Source organism: Clostridium sp. chh4-2 (assembly GCF_002899675.1).
Taxonomy (GTDB): Bacteria; Bacillota; Clostridia; order Lachnospirales; family Lachnospiraceae; genus CHH4-2.
In genome coordinates this window covers 212927-232706 of record NZ_PKUU01000006.1, presented here as the reverse complement: position 1 = coordinate 232706, position 19780 = coordinate 212927, and the positions used below count along the sequence as shown (strand labels likewise).

The following is a 19780-nucleotide window of genomic DNA, read 5'->3' as shown; positions in this document are numbered from 1 at the left end:
TTTATGTGAAATGGAAAATATTAAACGTTTCTTAAATATTTACCATCTGTTTTTGAGGATGGAAAGTTGCGTTATTTTTTATTAAATGATATACTGTACTGAGATTTAACCAAAGATTATTTTACAGGAGGCTTTGGCTTTTATGGCAAAAAGAAAAAATAATGAGAAGGCATTCTGTAATAGCTGTTCTGATCTCTATGCAAAGGTAGTCAGCTTCTTTACTCTATGGATACTGTTGCTGCTTCCATTAGTTATTACAGATTTTTATTTTAATATTCTGGAAACAAAGTATATGTTTTTCTGGGTCTCAGTTATAGCTATGCTGGCAGTTCTTATCCTTATGACTGCATGGCTGGTGTATCAGGATTTTGAACTGTTTGATGGAAAAAATACAAAACGTATTCTCTCTTATCTGAAACCAACAGAGCTGTTCCGCCACTGTAATGTGCCGGATATCGCAATGATGGCTTTTTTGTTGATTGCGATTATTTCCACTCTGCAGTCAGATTATCTGTATGAATCGTTTTGGGGAAATGAAGGACGCTATACAGGATTGTTTTTGCTGTTGCTGTATGGTGTAATGTTTTTTGCCATCACAAAACTGATGAGGTTAAAGAGATGGTATATAGATGCTTTCTTGATCATAGTGATGCTGGTTTGTTTGTTTGGAATTACGGATTATTTCCAGATGGATTTGCTGCATTTCAAGGAACATATGAAGCCGGCGCAGTGGACAATCTTCACATCTACAATCGGAAACGTTAATACTTATGCTTCCTTTGTCGGTTTGGGGCTGGGAGCGGTCATGACTATGTTCGCAGTTGAGAAGAATAGGATAAAAGTTGTTGCTTATTATATAGGTACGATCATCGCAATGACGGCCTTATTTATGGGGCTTAGTGATAATGCATATTTGGCATTAATGGCTCTTTACGGCTTTCTTCCATTATACCTGTTCCGTTCGAAAACAGGAATTCGGAGATATGCAGTTTTGCTGGCTACGCTTTTTACAGTTGTAAAAGCTTTAACCGTTATCAACAGGATATGGGCCGGAAAAGTTGTTGGACTGGACAGTTTGTTTCTTATTCTGGCAGATATGAAGCTTTTGATGGTCGTAATTGCAGTCCTTTGGTTTGTTGTTGCCGCGCTTTACTATGCGTCTTATAACAATAAAACTTCGAATGATAAGAGTAGTCCATGGGCGGTCAGAGCCTGGATTATGGTGATAGTTGCAGTAATTGGTGCTGTGATATTTATGATTTGGGACGCTAATTGGGGCGGTCATGTGGAACGCTATGGAGCGTTGGAACGATATTTGATACTGGACGATGAATGGGGGACCCACAGGGGCTATATTTGGAGAATTGCTATGGAAAATTATAATAAATTTCCAGTCATGCATAAATTGTTTGGTTATGGGCCTGATACATTTGGGATTCTGACATTTGAAAACAATTATAGAGAGATGACGAGCCTTTATGGTGAAAGCTTTGACAGTGCCCATAATGAGTACCTTCAGTATTTTGTGACCTTGGGAGCGTTAGGGGCAGCAGCTTATTTGGGACTATTAGTTACGTCGGCCGCAAGAATACTGAAAAATGCACTGGATAAACCGGAAGTAATGGCAGCATTTTTTGCATGCGTAGCATATGGAGCGCAGGCATTCGTCAATATCAGCGTTCCGATTGTTGCTCCGGTTATGTGGCTGTTACTGATGATGGGACTTGCTGGATGCAGAAAAACACCAGTTGAATCTTAGGATAGATAGAGTAGGAGTGTTGGTTCCTATATGAAAAATTATGAACAGTATAAGCGATTGGTGAGGTTTTTGTTTGCATTGATCCTCATTGGTTGTGAAATGGCTTTATATTGGAATGTTTGGTTGGAACATTATAATGGAAAAATGGAAATACCTTATAACCGTACCGGGAACTGGCTGATGGTGGCGGTATACGGTATTTTGCTCTTATTGTTTTGCACAATTTACGGTGGGCTCCGTATTGGCTATTTGAGAACTTTTAATTTGATTTATTCGCTGATGCTGGCCAACATCTGTGCTACGGCAATGATCTATCTCCAAATCACATTGGTAACAAAACATTTTCATAACCTTGAACCGTTATTTGTAATGCTTTTGGAAGAACTGCTGTTAACAATTGTTTGGAGTACGATATGCAGCCGCATATATCGGAAGCTGTATCCGCCGAGAAGAGTTTTGCTGGTATATGGCCAGCATCCGATTTACAGTTTGATGAGTAAGCTACATAGCCGTGCAGACCGTTATATTATAGGAGAAATCATTCATGTATCTGTTGGCGTGGATAAGGTGTGTGAAAAAGCAGAGCAATATGAGGGCGTTATCCTATGTGATATTTCATCGCAGGAGCGCAATTTGATTTTAAAATATTGTTATGGACAATCAATAAGAACCTATACAATTCCTAAAATTTCAGATATTATTTTACGAAGTGCGGAGAGCCTCCATTTGTTTGATACGCCTCTTCTGCTGTCCAGAAACACAGGGCTTAATATCGAGCAGCGTTTTATAAAACGTCTGATGGATATCGTTTTATCTTTAGCGGGAATCATAATATTATCTCCTGTTTTTCTCCTGACGGCTGCCGCAATTAAAATTTATGATAGGGGCCCGGTTTTCTTTAGGCAGGACCGCTGCACCAAGGATGGAAAGATTTTTTCAATCTGTAAGTTCAGGAGTATGATCGTTGATGCTGAACGCGAGGGACTATCGGTACCGGCTGTAGAAGAAGATCCCCGAATCACTCCAATCGGCAAATTGATTCGAAAAACAAGAGTTGATGAACTGCCGCAGCTGTTTAATATTCTAAAGGGTGATATGAGCATTGTGGGACCCAGGCCGGAGCGGGTGGAACATGTAGAACTCTATTCTCAGCAGATTCCTGAGTTTGAATTCCGTATGAAAGTAAAAGGCGGGCTTACTGGCTACGCTCAGGTCTATGGAAAATATAATACATCTGCTTACGATAAATTAAAATTGGATTTAATGTATATACAAAATTATTCTATTTTAATGGATATTGAAATTATATTTAAAACCATTAAAGTTCTATTTATGAAGGAAAGTACAGAAGGGTTCACGATGAGCGAAAGTGAGGCAGTGACCCGAGAAGGTGAAAGTAAGAAAGATGAAAGCCTATGAAAAATAAGATGAATGTAATGCAGGTCTGCAGGATGTATTACCCTATGCTGGGCGGTATTGAACGGATTGTTCAAGATATTGCAGAAGGGCTGTGTCAGGAAACTAATATGTCGGTTTTGACCTGCCAGGTAAAGGGCGCTGGAAGCGAAGAGGAAATTAATGGAGTAAAAGTATACCGCTGTTCCAGTATGGGAACGTTCTGTTCCCTTCCTGTTTCACCTGCTTTTTTGATGCAGTTCCGTAAAAAGAGCCGGATGCAGGATATCATACATATTCACATGCCTTTTCCATTGGCAGATTTGGCCTGCCTTTTATCAGGTTATAAAGGTAAAGTTGTTTTATGGTGGCACAGTGATGTGGTAAGGCAAAAAAAGATGATGTATTTCTATCGCCCAATTATGGAAAGACTGTTAAAAAGGGCTGATGTTATCATGGTGGCAACGGAAGGACACATTGAGGGGTCCTCTTATCTGGGGCCGTATCGCAGCAAGTGCCGGGTGATACCGTTTGGTGTGGAGCGTGGGGTATTGGATAGTGCGGATAAATATTTGTGCAGTACCGCCTATGTGAGGACGGATAAAAGTGGAAATCAGACAGATGCTGAAATCAAATTTTTATTTATAGGGCGTCTGGTTTATTATAAAGGCTGTGAAGTTTTGCTGCAGGCATTAAAGCACGTTGAAGGTGCTTGCCTTACTGTTATTGGCGATGGAGTATTAAAAGGAGAATTGGAGCAAATATCATCAGAGCTGGAGATAACTGATAGAGTTCGTTTTCTGGGAAGTGTGTCGAATGAAGTTTTGAAACAGGAATTGGCGGGCTGTGATGTCTTTGTATTGCCCTCTATTGCGAAAAGTGAGGCGTTTGGAATTGTGCAGATGGAGGCAATGGCGTATGGGAAACCGGTGATTAATACAAAACTGCCAAGTGGAGTACCATATGTAAGTATTGACAAGCAGACCGGGCTTACAGTAGAGCCGGGAGATGACTTGGCGCTTGCGGACGCTATGCAGTGGCTGATTGAGCATCCTTTAGAGCGGCAGCAGTTCGGTGAAGCGGCAGCTAAAAGAGTGCGGGAATATTTTAATGTGGACTACATGATAGAAGAGGTTTTAAAAGTATATCGGGAACTTCAAAATAGGTGATGGAGGAATACTATGAAAATAGCATTTGAATCGCAGCTGTTTCTTGGCGGCAATAAGACGGGAATCGGCTGGTGTGCGGATAACATTGTCAAGGAATTGGCGGCGGATCCAAAGTATCAGTGCCAGTGTGATTATATGGCGTATCATCAAGAAGATGGACAGCGTTACCCGGTTCATGAGTATGAAAAATACGGTGTGAAGATGAATCCCTGCAAATGGTTTCATCCGATGATTTATAAATTGGTATGGCCCTTTTTTCCCATTCCATACAGCATGTTTTTTGGAAAAGATAGGCAGATTACACAGTTTTTTAATTTTGTAGTGCCTCCTGGAGTTAAGGGGAAGAAAGTAACAATTGTTCATGATATGGCATACAAAGCTTATCCGGAGACTGTATATTATAAAACTAGAAGATGGCTGCAGCTCACATTAAAAGGGTCATGCAGGCGGGCTGATGCAATTATTACGGTATCGGAGTTCAGCAAGCAGGAAATCGTCAAATATCTGGGAGTTAAGCCAGAAAAGATTACGGTTATGCCCAATGGTGTGGATTTAGATCTGTATCACCCTAACTACACGGAGGAGCAGGTAGAAAAGGCAAAAGAACATTATAAGATACAAGGGGAATATTTCCTGTATTTAGGAACACTTGAGCCGAGGAAAAATATAGAACGGGTCATAGAAGCTTATGACAAGCTTATTAAAGAGAATGCTGGTGAGGAGATACCGAAACTTGTACTGGCCGGCGGAAAAGGCTGGCTGTACGATTCTATTTTTGAAAGTGTCCATAAACTGAAAATAGAGGATCAGGTTATTTTTACCGGATATGTGGATGCAGAGGATGTACCTGTGCTTATGAAAGGTGCAAAAGCATTTTTGTTCCCTTCTTTATATGAAGGCTTTGGCATGCCTCCATTAGAGGCTATGGCCTGTGGGACGCCGGTTATCACGTCAAACTGTTCTTCTTTGCCGGAAGTGGTGGGAGATGCCGGAATTTTAGTAGATCCGTTGAGCGTGGAAGAGATAAAAGGAGCAATGGCGGGAGTAATGCGTGATAGGGATCTGTGTATGAAATTGGGCCAAAAGGGAATCGAGAGAGCCCAAAAGTATACCTGGAAACATTCAGTGGAAATATTAAAACAGGTATACGAAAAATTAGTTTAAAGTTGGAGGAAAAAATGCAGTTAGCTAAAGAATTGTATGCATATCGGGAAATGATATTCAGCTTGGTGAGAAGGGATCTTCAGGGGCGTTATAAGGGGTCGATCTTGGGCTTTTTTTGGACGTTTTTGAATCCGCTTTTACAGTTGGCTGTTTATACATTGGTTTTTTCGGTGATTTTAAGGTCGGATGTAGAAGATTATTATTTACATTTATTTGTGGCTTTAGTACCATGGCTGTTTTTCAGTGTATCTGTTTCAGGCGGTTCTAGTTGTATCAGATGTCAGCAGGATATGGTTAAAAAGATATATTTTCCAAGGGAAGTATTGCCTATTGCATTTACTACCAGCCAATTTGTCAATATGCTTTTAAGTTTTGTTGTAGTGATTATAGTAGTTGCCTTTTCGGGAAGAGGAATTAATTTTGGTGCCCTATTGTATTTGCCGATTATTATGTTTGTAGAGTATATGCTGGCGCTGGGGTCTGCCTTAATTGTGTCTTCTGCAACTGTTTATATTCGTGATTTGGAGTATTTGTTAGGAATTGTGACGATGGCTTGGCAATTTTTGACTCCAATTATGTATTCGATTGACCTTATCCCGGAACGCTACATGGCACTCTACATGCTGAATCCTATGACCCCGGTTATTATTGCATACAGGGATATTCTTTACTATGGTAGGGCACCCCATCTAAGCACGTTGGTACACGCTACTGGGGTCGGTATAGGTCTTCTGATTATTGGATTTCTTGTATTCGGAAAATTGAAGAGACATTTTGCAGAACAGATGTAGGGAAGTGAGGTAGGACATGAAAACTGAAAATGCAATTGAAGTGCATAATATAACTAAAAAATTTCGTGTATATCTAGACAAGGGGCATACATTAAAGGAATTAGCTCTTTTTAGCAAAAGAAGGAAATATGAAGAACGAAATGTATTAAATGGTATTAGCTTTGAAGTGAAAAAAGGAGAGGCCATAGGGCTTATAGGGCATAATGGATGTGGTAAGAGTACTACATTGAAACTTCTGACAAGGATTATGTATCCAGATAGTGGAACCATAGAGATGAAGGGGCGTGTGTCCAGCTTAATTGAACTTGGTGCAGGTTTTCATCCAGATATGAGTGGGAGGCAGAATATTTATACTAATGCGTCTATTTTTGGATTGACAAGAAGGGAAATTGAGAGACGGCTGGAACAGATTATTGAATTTTCTGAACTGAGAGAATTTATTGATAATCCGGTAAGAACTTATTCATCTGGTATGTATATGCGTTTAGCGTTTGCGGTGGCTATAAATGTTGATGCGGATATCTTGCTGATCGATGAAATCTTAGCTGTAGGAGACGCGAATTTTCAGGCAAAGTGCTTCAATAAATTGAAGCAGATTAAAGCGGAAGGAACAACAATTGTAATTGTTTCACATGGATTAGGCCAGATTGAAGAATTCTGTGAAAGAACCATATGGATTCATGACGGAAAAATCCAGGAAGAGGGAAGTCCAAGAGATGTACACCCTCATTATATGGCTTATATGGGGCAATTGAGACAGGATGCAGTTCCTACATCTGTGGTACCGGAAAATGCAGGAGAGCGCGCAGGCAATGGTTTGGTTCGTATAAAAGAAGTAGAATCACTTGTTAAAAGTGAAAACGGTAGAAATCTTTATAAAACAGGAGAGGCAGTTACGATCAGGATTGCTTATGAAGTGAAACAAAAAGTTGAAGATGTAACCTTTGGATTTGAGATCAGAAATGCAGAGGGAACAAAATGTTATGCCACCAGCAGCAGAACCGACTATGCAGACCGCATTGACCTTGATAAAGATGGAGTAATTGATCTGAAATTTGAGTCTATGCTTTTAATTCCGGGAAAATATAAGATGGATTTGTCTATCACTACAGTTGATGGTTTTCCGGTGGATAATTTTCAGGATGCTTTTGAATTTGAGATGTATTCTGAATTTAAGGATAAGGGAATCTGCAGGTTAGTGCATCAATGGGAAAATGAATAGAAAAATTATTATATAATAGTTATGAAGATTAAATATTCCCGGCACTTTTGAAAAAGGTGCCGGGAATGATTTTTTTAAAACTCTGTAAGGTACTGATATACACGTTCAAAATCAAAAGGTTTCAATATGTCCGGTCCGGTGGCCAGCAGTTTATGATTTGAGTTGATTTCTTTTATAAAATCCTGCAGCTCTTCAGGGTGAAGAGGGTACACACCACTGATACCGGATATGCTTTTTAGATATATTTCATCAGTAAAACAACCATCCAGGATGGAGATAACAGGGATACCGCTGAGCGCCGCTTCGTAAATGATGGATGAATGCCCGCTGCCTATGATTAGATTGTAATCAGACATGGCATCATAAACGGATCTTGCCGGGTCTAAAAAGTGATAGCCTTCTTTTGAGAGGATTGGATATACGCCAAAATCGCCGGCCGGCATTTTAATGGGGATATCTGGTCCTATATAGCGGCGGAACCAATCGGCATAGCCTTCTGCACCAAGCTGATCATAAAAGGTAATGATGTTGCTTGGAAAAAAGGCAGGGGCATATACCGGGTGATCGCGGTCAACAGAAAATTCAGTGGCCGTATGTTTTTTTATCCAGTAAACCACCTCAACGCGTTTACACCTGTGTTTTAGTTTATAGTAAATATTGTGCTGGTATGGAAGCATAACCAGATCAAATAACTCTAGCCACGGAAGTTCACTGTCATGCATAAAACACTCCATATCATGAGGGTAAAATACAGAGTAATCAGGTTTTAAGTAATCCAACAATTCAAGTGCAGATATCATATTGGGGTCATGTCCATAAAAGTGCAGATAATTGTATTGGTCAAACCATAGATGGGCTGAAGTAATGAATACAATCCGATACTGCTCTTTCAGCAGCCTTAAATGTTCAAACATTTCTGCTCGGGTATAGGGGAATTTCTGGTCATCAATTACCAAAACAGGATGCCCTTTTTTCTGCATATAATCAGCCAATGGTATAAGCGAATTTTCACCGCCGTACCCATGGAAGATATAATATAGTTCTTTCATTTAATACCTCCTGCATTTTAGCTGTTAATTGGTCTGATAAATTCAAAAGGAATCGGATTAAATGGAGCAGTCCGTCTGGCAACATAAAGCATTAAAGAGGAAAAGCCATTTGTATTATCCAAAACTTCTTCTTCCTCAAAAATATAATAACAGTTCAAGCTCCGTTCATCATTGGAGTGATAATATCTGGTAACTGCACATTTTTGAACCGCATAAGTAGAAAATAGTCTGTAGCTCTCAACTTGAAAATAACCGTTCTTGTGAAGCTGAGAACGGATGTAAGGATCTGTTAGAAGGAATGGGTAATATCCGCTGCCTAATTCGTCTTCACACAGATCATAAGCACTTTTTTTGCAGTAAACTGCAGGAGAATCAGAATGTTCTTCCAGTTGGAAGTCAGTAACCGATATTTCCACGGCCCTGGACCAATCGCCAGGAGGGACAATTTTAGAACCAAAATAAGTGAAGGTTATCTCGTTATAGCCAGGATTCAGCCATAAATCCATGTATACAGGACACAAGGTATCTTTAAATACCAATGTATTCTCCTGGCCTGAGAAGCCTAAAATTACAGCAGAACCAATAGCTAAAGATGATAACGTAAAGGTTATAGAAACATGTTTTCCGGATTCACTGTGATTAATTATGTGGATGCCCGCTTTACTGGTATTGCCCTTCATCCATCTTTCATAAGAACCATTAGTTCTGACTTCATAGTTATCCCAATGGTTATCCCACACGATCGAAAGGCTGTTGTAATCTGTAGGAAGGACAGGCATTGTGAAAACAAGATATTCCTGTGTCATCTGGGTCAATTTTTCTATAGCATTGGTTGTGAGTAAATGAAAAATGGTTTCCGGAGAAGTGATAAAGAAGTCATGCTTTTCCAGAAGCGTCTTTAAATTAAAATCTGTGGGCGCATAAGATAGTGAAACCGCGTCCGGCTTAATAATATCCTGTGCCATATATCCTACAGTTACGTAGGAAGGAGTATCATGGACTGTAGGAATGTAGGATTCTAATTGGAATATCTGACCTGTTGAAAGGGCAGAATATTCGGTTTCCAGTGAATTATCAGATTTGTAAAGGGAAAAATTCATGGAAGAATTGTTAGTAAGGGGTAAAAACTTTAATTTTATTGGGGACTTTTTATCAAGTTTCAGAGCGAATTTTACTTTTTCGCCAATTTTATATAAGTAGCATTCTGTACGGTATTTTTCTATGTTTTTGATTTCAAACCGTTTTTTGAATTCTGGAGAACGGCTGACCCAATAGATGAAACCACCGCGTGATAAGCCGTTCTTAAACATCTGGATGGCATGGCGGAGCTCATGAGGATCAATTGTACGATTTAAAAGCGTTTCATAACAGGATATAATGAATGTTGAGTCTTTTTCACAGCTAAATAAAAAGCTGAGATCAGTTTGGGATGATGGCATTAATATGACCTCCGGATTATGGAAAAGATAATTTCTATGTTAAATATATATGGAAAAGGGGGGGATGTCAAGGTGAGGTGGAGTTTGGGGCAAGATTGTTTTGACTGGTGATATTCAGTATGATATGATCAATGAGTTGAAGATTGGATTACTGGTAAATAGGAATGAAAATTGAAATCTGAGATGCTGAATAGTATTAGGGGAGGTAATTATGGCGCGTTTGCATTTGGAATATTATAAAGGGAGCGGCTGTAACCAGAATAAGATCGATGTTAACCGGGATATCATGGAATATATTAAAAAAAATAGCGATGAGGATTATGCCTCTGTTTTGACTGAAGACAGCAGATGGCAGGTTTTTTATCATCTGTCCCAGATGAGGACTTCCGTTTTAAATTGGTATGAATTTAAAAAAAAATCAGATATTCTTGAAATCGGCGGAGAGTTTGGCGCATTGACCGGGATGCTCTGCGACCGGTGTCAAAATGTCACTACCGTAGAATACGGATTATTTAAGGCGCAGGCAATTCAGGAAAGATATAAGAAAAGGGATAATTTGGATATTTACGCCGGAAATATAACGGATATGGAAATTTCACGACAGTTTGATTATATTATAATGATAGGCAGTCTGGAACGTCAATGCGGAGGAAGTAAAAATTCTGAAGATTATGTTAAGTATTTAAGCGGCTTAAAAAGTTATTTGAAGCCGGATGGAAAATTTTTAATCGCGGCGGAAAATAAATATGGACTCCGTTACTTCTGCGGCGAACCGGAGAACTATACAAAAATGCCGTTTGGCGGTATCGGACAGTACTGTACGCCAGGGAAAGGCTATACCTTTGGAAGACATGAGTTGGAGATGATTTTGGAAAATGCAGGTCTCATTCAGCAGCGCTTTTATTATCCACTGCCGGACTATAAGCTGGCACAGATGGTTTATTCAGATGAATATCTGCCGCAGAAAGATTTGGGAGAACGTCTGCTTTTTTATCATCCGGATCCATCAACGCTATTGCTTCCTGAGCAGTGGCTGTATTCGGACATTCTGGATAATAAAGTATTCCATTTTTTTGCCAACTCTTTTCTGGTGGAGTGCAGTGAAAGCGGGGATAAGGGGACTGCTGTTTTTGCAGCGGTGACCACAGACCGGGGAAAAGAACATGGACTGGCCACCAGTATTCATCAGGCACCGGATAAGAAGGGGCGGCGTTTCGTTAAGAAAAGAGCATTGTATGATGACGGTCAAAAGAGCGTCCGGAGCGCATATGATAATATTATGAATTTAAAGCAGCATGGGGTTCCGATCGTACCGCACACAATGGAGAATGATGCAATTGTTATGCCGTTTGTGGATGAGATAACCTGTTCTGATTATCTGAGAAAGCTTGTATCAGAAAAGAATAAGGAACAATTTGAAGTGATTTTTGAACTGATTTATCAAAATATTATAAGGTCTTCAGAGATTGTGTCTTCAGAAAAGAATGCTTTTCCAGGGTCAGAGGAATGCCAGATAGAATACGGACCTATTTTAAAGCAGTGTTATGTAGACATGGTTCCTTTTAACTGTTTCTATGTGGATAAACAATTGATCTATTTCGATCAGGAGTTTATAAAGGAGAACTATCCAGCAGCATATCCAATGTTTAGAGCGCTTATGTATACTTATATATTTACTCCGGAGGCAGAACAGCTGGTTCCGTTATCTGTGATGAAAGAACGTTATGGGCTTGAGATGTTATGGGAGGTTTTAAGCGAAGAGGAGCAGCACTTTGTTGCTGATAACCGAAGACATAATGTCTATCGGAATTTTTATCAATGGACGTGGGTGGATCTGGAACGGATGGAGAAGAATCGGCGGCAGATTGGAAAGTGCTTATAAAAGCTGAAGAGAGTATAAAGAGAGGAATTTTCAATATGAAATACGATCAGAATGAGGTGATCTGCGACTATAAGGTGACTTCAAGAATGAAGAAAATATGGGCAGTGCAGATGGAACTGCTGACGGTCTTTAAAGAATTCTGCGAAAAACATCAGCTGCGGTATTATTTGTGGTCCGGAACTTTATTGGGAGCGGTGCGGCATCAAGGGTTTATCCCTTGGGATGATGATATTGATGTAGCCATGCCGAGAAAAGATTATGTGAAGTTCAAAACATTGGCAAAGGCAGAGCTGAAGCCGCCTTTCGAACTCCATACAGATGAGAATGATTCCGGGATCTTCCGTGGGGGAATGTGCCGTCTGAGAAACAGTGATACTACCGGAGTTGAGTATCATGAAATCGAACGGATATGCAGTTGGGGAATCTGGATTGATATTCTGGCTTTGGATTATGTATATGAAAATGAACAGAAGCGGCAAGAACAGCTTAGGAAGATTGCCATATATAAACGTCTGTGCTTGATACAAACTTATGGTGAGGGAAGACCTGAATTCCAGATGCTGTCGAAGCTGAAAAAACATGCCTACAGGATGATTATAAAACGTGAAGGGCGGGATAAGCTTCTAAAAGCATATGATCAGGCCTGCAGTGCATGTCCGGAAGAGGAAGGATATTATATCCGTCCTTTTACATCCTCTTTTGATGCAAATAATTATCAAGTGTTTTATAGTAAGGATTTTGAAGAAACAACCATGCTGCCATTTGAAGGACAGGAATTTTCAGCTCCTTCAGGTTATGACCGCTTTCTTAGCATGATGCTGGGGAAATATATGCAGTTTCCTTCGGAAGAGCACAGAAAACCGCATCATACAGGGATCTTTGACCCGGAGACGCCATATAGGATATACAGGCATAGACTGGCGGAAACATTTCATGGGGCAGAGGGAAAGATTATAGCAGTCTTTGGAGCCGGCAATATGTTTGAAGATTATATGCGCCGTTTTGGAGACCGTTTCCGTCCGGCTTATATTATTGATAATGGGCGTGAAAAATGGGGAAAGTCCATTCATGGAATTATGGTCTGTGGTCCGGATAAATTGTTGGAAATTCCAAAAGACAAATTGAGAGTCATCATTTGCAATATTTACTACCGAGAAATAGCTTTGCAGTTGGAAGCTATGGGAATAGAAGATTATTGCCTTCATATAGAAAATAAGTATTGGCTAAATGATATCCTATTCCCGGTCAGACTGGAAAAAACAAGAGAACAGCAAAGCGATAAAACAATATCTGTGAAACTGGAGGCAGATATTGGGCTGAAATTGTCAGCGGACAGCGGTATGATAGAAAAAACTGACGATACCTGGATGACTACTTATAAGATCTACCATGCTGTTCCGGGAAGTTATTTGAAGTTAAATGATTCTGCTTATCGTTATGGCGTAGCTACTTATGACAGGCAGGTGGACGGAACTTATATCTATACTTATTGTTATCAAAAAGAAGAAAATTGGACGACTTATAATCACGATTATAATGAAAATAAACTGAAAACAGGATACTATTATTTTGATGATGACCGCTATTTCCGTATTTGTATAAGAAGGGCTGATGGAGCCGGTATACCGACGGAAGCGGCAGTGAATTCAGAAACAATTATTTCTTTTATGACTGCAGAAGAAAAATATGAAGAGAAAGATTGCTTTGCAGAAGAAATCAGGGATACGTCAACATCTGTCTTGAGGAAAAAGAAAGAAGGAAAAACCTTTACATTGGCTGTTCTGGCAGATACACATTATGTAGTTGGCGGAACTTGGGAAGATACTCTCCATAATCTGCAGGCTGTTCATGAACAGGCAGGGTTTGATGCAGTTGTTCATCTGGGAGATATTACAGATGGCATGATACTAAAGAAATTAACCTGTGAATATGTTGAAAAGGTAGTAAGCGGATTAAGAGAAATGGAGCTTCCGGTCTATCTAGTGCAGGGAAATCATGACTCGAATTATTTTTCCAGAAATCCGGAAGTGATGAGCGAAGCGGAGCAGTTTGAATTATACCAAAAAAATGTGCCGAAGGATGTTGTTCGGGAAGGAACGAACTTGTGGTACTATCTGGATAAGACGGAGTTAAAACTTAGAATTCTGTTTTTAAGTTCATTTAACCACCAGGAGTCTGTGCGATATGGTTTTCCTGACGAAGAACTTATTTGGGTTCGGAAAATATTAGAAAGTACGCCAAATGATTATAAAGTAGTGGTATTTGCCCATGTGCCCCCGCTGCCAGAGATCCATTATTGGAGTAATGAGATCAGAAATGGTGAAGAACTGCTTAATATTTTGGAGGATCATAATCGGAAGGATGGGCATCAGGTGATGGCCTATGTTCATGGGCATAACCATGCGGATCAGATTTATGAAGAAAGAGATTTTCCAATCGTATCGTTGGGGTGCAATAAATGTGAGTATTTTGTCGATAAAAAACCGGAAGGCTCCATTGCTTATGAGAGAAAGCTGGGAACCGTTTCCCAGGATCTTTGGGATGCGATGGTGATAAATACGGATCAGAATCAAATCGATTTTATCCGTTTTGGCGCGGGTGATGATAAATGTATAAGACGATAATAAGCGAGGCGGAATTGAGATGACAAAGATTTGGGCCCATAGGGGAGCGTCCGGGTATGCGCCGGAAAATACATTGGAAGCATTCGAATTAGCTGCAGATATGGGGACGGATGGGGTAGAATTGGATGTCCAGATGACCCGTGATGGATATCTGGTAGTAGTTCATGATGAACGTATTGATCGGGTTAGCGATGGAACTGGTTTTGTAAGGGATTATACTCTTGAAGAGTTGAAGAGATTTAAGTTTAATAAGACACATCCAGAATACGAAGATGCTAAAATCCCTACTTTGCGTGAAGTATATGAATTGTTAAAAGAAACTCCTCTTTTCATCAATGTAGAATTGAAAACCGGAATTTATTTTTACGATGGACTGGAAGAGCGTGTTTTGGATCTGACTAAAAGAATGGGGATGGAGGAGAGGGTTATCTATTCTTCTTTTAATCACTATAGCGTGAAAAAGATTAAAGAACTCAATCCGAAAGCGAAAACGGGAATTTTATATTTAGATGGGATCTGGAATCCGTCGGTATATGCTCAGAGTATTGGCGCAGATGCGCTGCATCCAGCTTTTTACAATTTGCAGTATCCGGATTTTATGGAAGAAGCACGGAAAAACGGTAAGCAGGTTCATGTGTGGACTGTGAATGATGAAAAACAGGCTGTGGAATGCTTAAATATGGGAGTTGACGCAATTATCAGTAATTATCCGGATAGGATGATGGATGTTAGAAAAATGTATAAATATAATGAATAAAAGAGAAAGGGGCCATATGCAGGCGGAGCCTGCAAGGGCTCTTTCTTTGCTTTACCAGGCTTTTCTATTTACTTTTCGGGTGGGGTGAAGTATACTAAGGAAAGATAAAATTGGAGACAGTACGGCTTTTTATTAAAGGGATTGAGGTTGAATAATCAAATGAGAAAAGTAATTACATATGGTTCTTTTGATTTGTTTCATGAAGGACATTATCGATTATTAAAGCGGGCAAAAGAACTGGGCGATTATCTGATTGTAGGGGTAACAACAGAGCATTATGATGAGTCCAGAGGGAAACTGAATGTTGTGGATTCACTGATGGAACGTGTGGATCATGTGAGGAGAACAGGGCTAGCGGATGAAATTATCATCGAAGATCATGTTGGACAGAAGGTTGAAGATATTCAGAAGTATAATGTGGATATCTTTACAGTTGGTTCTGATTGGATTGGGGCATTTGACTATTTGAGACAATATTGTGAAGTCGTGTATTTGGAAAGAACGAAAGATGTTTCCAGTACTATGCTTCGGGCTAAAAATTTTTCGTTGATACGTTTGGGTATTATCGGCTGCGGAAGAATTGCGAGACGAATGGTAGCGGAAGTGAAATATGTAAGCGGTATCTATGTTGAGGGAGTTTATAACCCGCGTATCAGCAGTGCAGAAAAATTTTCGGAAATTTGCGAACTGAACTTTTATACGGATAAACTGGATGAGTTTTTTAAGGAGGTGGATGCGGTATACATAGCGTCACCTCATGCTACGCATTATGAATATACAAAAGCGGCATTATTGGCGGGGAAGCATGTTCTATGTGAGAAGCCGATGACTTTGAAAAAAGAAGAAGCCAAAGAGTTGTTTGCATTAGCAAATAAGCGGGAATGCATACTAATGGAAGGAATAAAAACTGCGTATTGTCCGGGCTTTGTCCAAATGCTTGGTATTGCAAGAAGTGGTACGATAGGAACGATCAAGGATGTAGAGGCCTGTTTTACTAAGTTGACAAGTTCAATTATGAGAGAATTGTCAGATGCCGAAACCGGTGGTAGTTTCACAGAACTAGGAAGTTATACATTGCTCGCAATAATTAAACTGCTTGGGGGAAATTATAAGGATATTAATTTTAAAAGCTTTAAAGCTCCTAATGGCGTTGATATCTATACAAAAGCATATTTGGAGTATGAACTGAGTATGGCTACGTCAAAAACGGGTCTTGGAGTTAAATCAGAAGGTCAGTTATTGATTTCTGGAACCAGAGGATATATCCGTGTGGATGCACCATGGTGGAAAACGCAGTCGTTTGAGGTTTGCTATGAAGACATAACACAAAATGAAAGATACTTTGTAAAGTTTTTAGGAGATGGGCTGCGGTATGAGATCAGTGACTTTGTTTCGGCTATAAATGGAAATGCTAAAGGGGATTATAAATTACGCCCAGATGAATCAATTGTTTTGGCTGGGATTATAGAAAGCTTTTTGGATGAAAGAAATGTTATTTGAAAAATATTAGACATAAGAAAAACCTGGGGATCGTAATTAGTGGGAAGGCAATAGTTGTAAGAATGGAGAATATAGGCATAAATAATAGTAGTAAGTCTGCTTGTAGATACTACTTATTATGTGGATTTATTTATATTGCTCAATTAGTGTTAATTGTATGTTAACAGGCTATGAAGGACAATATACAGTCCCTAATAGTTACATAATATTTAGTCTTACATAATTGAAGCTGTATGGATACTAGGCTTTAAATATATTTGATGTTTTCTGTATTCTTGGGGAGCATGTAAAATACAATATGGTGTTTGTGCGCGTTTTAGCACAAAAAAACGCATATCGAATTTTATTGGTATGAATCAGGATAATATTTTGAAAATAGAAATAGTTTGAGGTGCATGAAATGTTAACAGATAATCAGTACGTAAAAGAATCGCTTGAAAAGAATTTTTCATTATGTAAGAACAAAAGAATTGTTCTTTACGGAAAGGGACCATTTACTAAATTAGTACTAGATGTGGCCCAAGAATATAATATTGTTGGAATTATGGACAGAGATTTAAAAAGCGGATTTAAGTATGGTAAGCCAATATTATCATATAAGGAAGTGGCAGAGCAGAAAATTGATCTTATAGTCGTGGTTTCGCGCCCAAACTCGCTTGAAGCGGTATTTAAACGTATACACAGTTTTTGTTCTGTTAACCATATACAATTATATGGGATAAGTGGAGAAAATTTATTTAGTAAATTTAAAATGGTTCAGTTTACAGATGAAAACATTATTTATACATTTCAGAAAAATTTTTCTTCATGTAAAGATAAAAAAATTGTTCTTTACGGAAAGGGGCCAAGAACACGTATAATTGTGGAGGCATTTCCTGACTATAATATTATAGGTATTATGGATAAGACGGTTAAAGAAGGTATGTATTATGGCAGAAAAATATTATCTGTTGAGGATGTCATTGAGCTGAAAGCAGATATTATTATATCAGTTACGCGCCCCCAATCTACTGTTCATGTTTACAACAGAATCGGTCAGCTTTGCTCATATAATCATATTCTTTTGTATGATGTTGAAGGTAATAATCTTTTTGAAACTATGGGGGATATTGAAGAAGAGGTTGAAGATAATCCTTACTTTAATGTAAGCGAAGAAGCACTAAAAGAGGAAATCAAAAAGCATGACGTAATTAGTTTTGATGTGTTTGATACATTAATAATGCGTAAAGTATTGATTCCTACGGATGTTTTTTATATTGTTGAAGATAGGGCAAGTAAACAAGGGATAAATATTCCGAAGTTTAGGGATATTCGAAAGAGAGCGGAAGCAGATATTATTCATAATAATCCTAATATATATGATATTTATAATAGGCTGCAGGAATTGACTAATATTTCAGATCAAGAAAGAAAAATATTATTAGAGTTAGAGATTAGTGTGGAAAAAGGTGTGCTGATCAGAAGAGACAAGATGGTGGATATAATGAAATATGCGGTGAATTTAGGGAAAAAGGTTTGCCTGATTTCGGATATGTATCTGCCAGAACGTATTATGAGTGAAATTTTAGAAGAGTTAGAAATTACTGGGTATGAGAGGTTATATATATCTTGTGATTATAATATAGCTAAGCATAATGGGATATTTGAGGTATTTAAGCGGCAGATTTATGGTAAGTCTTACCTGCATATTGGAGATAATCCGGCTGCCGATGGAGAGTGTGCAGCCAGATATGGTATCGATAGTTTTAATATAAAAAAGGCAATAGATATGCTTGATCTTTCTAGCTATTCTGCAATTAGAGGATACCTCACAAATGTTAATGAACGATCTTTGGCCGGTTTATTTATTGCTGAAGCATTTAATAATCCATTTGTTTTATATCATACATCGGGGAGACTGGAAGTAGAAAACATAGAGAAGTTTGGTTATTTGTTTTTTGGTGGATTAATTACAGATTTTGTATTGTGGATTATAAAAAGAATGAAAGCATCAAGATATGAGGCAATTTTATTTGCTGCACGTGATGGATATTTGATGGAAAAGCTTTACCGGTATTATAAAAAGGTAAAAGAGGAAGAAAACTTGCCTCAAGGCATTTATTTTCAAACTTCAAGACGCGTTTTGATTAATGCATCAATGGAGTCAGATGAAGATATTCGCTGGTTGATGTCTTTGCCATATGCGTATAGTCCGGATAAAATGCTGAAGGATAAATTCGGATTTTCAGATGAGGAGATAATTGCTTATAAAGAAGAATTTTCAGATAAGATAGAATATGGGTTGGCAAATAGAGAAAAGATATTTCAAAGATCAAAGGAGATAAGAAATAATTACTTTAAATACATAGGTATTATCGGAATTGATAGACAGAAAAAGTATGCATTCTTAGATTTAGTGTCATCTGGAACTTGTCAGTTATTTTTGGAAAGAATGAATTTATTCGAGTTTGATAGTTACTATTTGAGCTTTTATAGTGGCAGTGATTTAAAGCGCAATAAATTATTGCATAGGGAACGCTCTTATATAAAATTGACAGAAGGTAATGATTATATTGACTATTTAAAAGAAAATAATACATATAAAGATTATTGGCTTTTGGAGACAGTAATGACATCTGAGCAGCCGTCTTTAAGCAATGTGGACGAAAAGGGAGAAATAGTACTGGAGGAAGAGAAGAGATCCACCCAAGAATTGAAATTTATTCATGATATGCATGAGGCAATAGAATGCTTTTTTGATGCTTATATTAAAAATTTATATATTGATACTATAGATATTGATCAGATTGTGCCAGATAAATTGTTTGGTTTTAAGAATCTTAAATATACAAATGAGCATTGTGCTATTTTTGATGATTTTTCTTTGTTTGAAGATTTGGGACAGGGAAGACTGGCAATTATAAGACATTAACTATATAAAAAATTAAAAGATAAATTAGTCCATTGTGTGAAGAAAAATATGGTTGTATCATAAATAAATAGTTAGGCTGTAATAGTTTGATTATATTAAATTGACCAGAAGGGGTGTT

At 38.5% G+C, this 19780-nt stretch carries 13 protein-coding genes; 11 read left to right on the top strand and 2 right to left on the bottom strand.

The window, feature by feature from the left end; all coding sequences use genetic code 11:
- Positions 1-142 precede the first annotated feature (142 nt).
- Genes C0033_RS08660 through C0033_RS08635 form a run of 6 tightly spaced genes read left to right on the top strand, consistent with a single transcriptional unit; the run spans position 143 to position 7500 of the window.
- Positions 143-1759: an O-antigen ligase family protein gene (locus C0033_RS08660; RefSeq protein WP_103227453.1), complete on the top strand. Its 1617-nt coding sequence runs from the start codon at positions 143-145 to the stop codon at positions 1757-1759.
- A 30-nt stretch (positions 1760-1789) separates the two neighbouring features.
- Positions 1790-3178, top strand: a complete 1389-nt coding sequence (locus tag C0033_RS08655; protein WP_103227452.1) for a sugar transferase — start codon at positions 1790-1792, stop codon at positions 3176-3178.
- Complete coding sequence (locus C0033_RS08650; protein ID WP_103227451.1) at positions 3175-4323, top strand: glycosyltransferase; 1149 nt, start codon at positions 3175-3177, stop codon at positions 4321-4323. The genes C0033_RS08655 and C0033_RS08650 overlap by 4 nt, the downstream gene beginning before the upstream one ends.
- 12 nt (positions 4324-4335) lie before the next feature.
- Entirely contained in the window at positions 4336-5487 is a 1152-nt protein-coding gene (locus tag C0033_RS08645; protein WP_103227450.1) for a glycosyltransferase family 1 protein, read from the top strand.
- Positions 5488-5501: 14 nt separating this feature from the next.
- The gene (locus tag C0033_RS08640) at positions 5502-6278 is read left to right on the top strand and encodes an ABC transporter permease (RefSeq protein ID WP_103227449.1); all 777 of its coding nucleotides are present in this window, start codon (positions 5502-5504) and stop codon (positions 6276-6278) included.
- Positions 6279-6294: 16 nt separating this feature from the next.
- Entirely contained in the window at positions 6295-7500 is a 1206-nt protein-coding gene (locus C0033_RS08635; protein ID WP_103227448.1) for an ABC transporter ATP-binding protein, read from the top strand.
- Between the two features lie 74 nt (positions 7501-7574).
- Here the strand turns inward: C0033_RS08635 and C0033_RS08630 are convergent, their stop codons facing one another.
- Positions 7575-8549, bottom strand: a complete 975-nt coding sequence (locus C0033_RS08630) for a hypothetical protein (protein WP_103227447.1) — start codon at positions 8547-8549, stop codon at positions 7575-7577.
- Positions 8550-8566: 17 nt separating this feature from the next.
- Complete coding sequence (locus tag C0033_RS08625) at positions 8567-9988, bottom strand: DUF4214 domain-containing protein (protein ID WP_103227446.1); 1422 nt, start codon at positions 9986-9988, stop codon at positions 8567-8569.
- Between the two features lie 211 nt (positions 9989-10199).
- On the opposite strand from C0033_RS08625, the gene C0033_RS08620 reads away from it, so the two are divergent.
- The 5 genes from C0033_RS08620 to C0033_RS08600 all read left to right on the top strand — a co-directional run bounded on the left by C0033_RS08620 (position 10200) and on the right by C0033_RS08600 (position 19662).
- On the top strand, positions 10200-11870 hold the full coding sequence (locus tag C0033_RS08620) for an SAM-dependent methyltransferase (protein ID WP_103227445.1): 1671 nt from the start codon (positions 10200-10202) through the stop codon (positions 11868-11870).
- Positions 11871-11905: 35 nt separating this feature from the next.
- Complete coding sequence (locus tag C0033_RS08615; RefSeq protein ID WP_180994636.1) at positions 11906-14494, top strand: LicD family protein; 2589 nt, start codon at positions 11906-11908, stop codon at positions 14492-14494.
- A gap of 19 nt (positions 14495-14513) precedes the next feature.
- Positions 14514-15251, top strand: coding sequence for a glycerophosphodiester phosphodiesterase (locus C0033_RS08610; protein WP_103227443.1), 738 nt, complete (start codon positions 14514-14516; stop codon positions 15249-15251).
- Between the two features lie 159 nt (positions 15252-15410).
- Positions 15411-16751, top strand: a complete 1341-nt coding sequence (locus tag C0033_RS08605; protein ID WP_103227442.1) for a Gfo/Idh/MocA family oxidoreductase — start codon at positions 15411-15413, stop codon at positions 16749-16751.
- Between the two features lie 400 nt (positions 16752-17151).
- Entirely contained in the window at positions 17152-19662 is a 2511-nt protein-coding gene (locus C0033_RS08600) for a hypothetical protein (protein ID WP_103227441.1), read from the top strand.
- The last annotated feature ends 118 nt before the right edge of the window (positions 19663-19780 follow it).

What these genes read in the sequence shown, in the direction of transcription:
- C0033_RS08615 (WP_180994636.1), top strand. Translation starts at nt 11,906, where the DNA reads ATGAAATACGATCAGAATGAGGTGATCTGCGACTATAAGGTGACTTCA.
- C0033_RS08625 (WP_103227446.1), bottom strand. Translation starts at nt 9,988, where the DNA reads ATGCCATCATCCCAAACTGATCTCAGCTTTTTATTTAGCTGTGAAAAA.
- C0033_RS08635 (WP_103227448.1), top strand. Translation starts at nt 6,295, where the DNA reads ATGAAAACTGAAAATGCAATTGAAGTGCATAATATAACTAAAAAATTT.
- C0033_RS08645 (WP_103227450.1), top strand. Translation starts at nt 4,336, where the DNA reads ATGAAAATAGCATTTGAATCGCAGCTGTTTCTTGGCGGCAATAAGACG.
- C0033_RS08640 (WP_103227449.1), top strand. Translation starts at nt 5,502, where the DNA reads ATGCAGTTAGCTAAAGAATTGTATGCATATCGGGAAATGATATTCAGC.
- C0033_RS08610 (WP_103227443.1), top strand. Translation starts at nt 14,514, where the DNA reads ATGACAAAGATTTGGGCCCATAGGGGAGCGTCCGGGTATGCGCCGGAA.
- C0033_RS08630 (WP_103227447.1), bottom strand. Translation starts at nt 8,549, where the DNA reads ATGAAAGAACTATATTATATCTTCCATGGGTACGGCGGTGAAAATTCG.
- C0033_RS08655 (WP_103227452.1), top strand. Translation starts at nt 1,790, where the DNA reads ATGAAAAATTATGAACAGTATAAGCGATTGGTGAGGTTTTTGTTTGCA.
- C0033_RS08650 (WP_103227451.1), top strand. Translation starts at nt 3,175, where the DNA reads ATGAAAAATAAGATGAATGTAATGCAGGTCTGCAGGATGTATTACCCT.
- C0033_RS08620 (WP_103227445.1), top strand. Translation starts at nt 10,200, where the DNA reads ATGGCGCGTTTGCATTTGGAATATTATAAAGGGAGCGGCTGTAACCAG.
- C0033_RS08600 (WP_103227441.1), top strand. Translation starts at nt 17,152, where the DNA reads ATGTTAACAGATAATCAGTACGTAAAAGAATCGCTTGAAAAGAATTTT.
- C0033_RS08660 (WP_103227453.1), top strand. Translation starts at nt 143, where the DNA reads ATGGCAAAAAGAAAAAATAATGAGAAGGCATTCTGTAATAGCTGTTCT.
- C0033_RS08605 (WP_103227442.1), top strand. Translation starts at nt 15,411, where the DNA reads ATGAGAAAAGTAATTACATATGGTTCTTTTGATTTGTTTCATGAAGGA.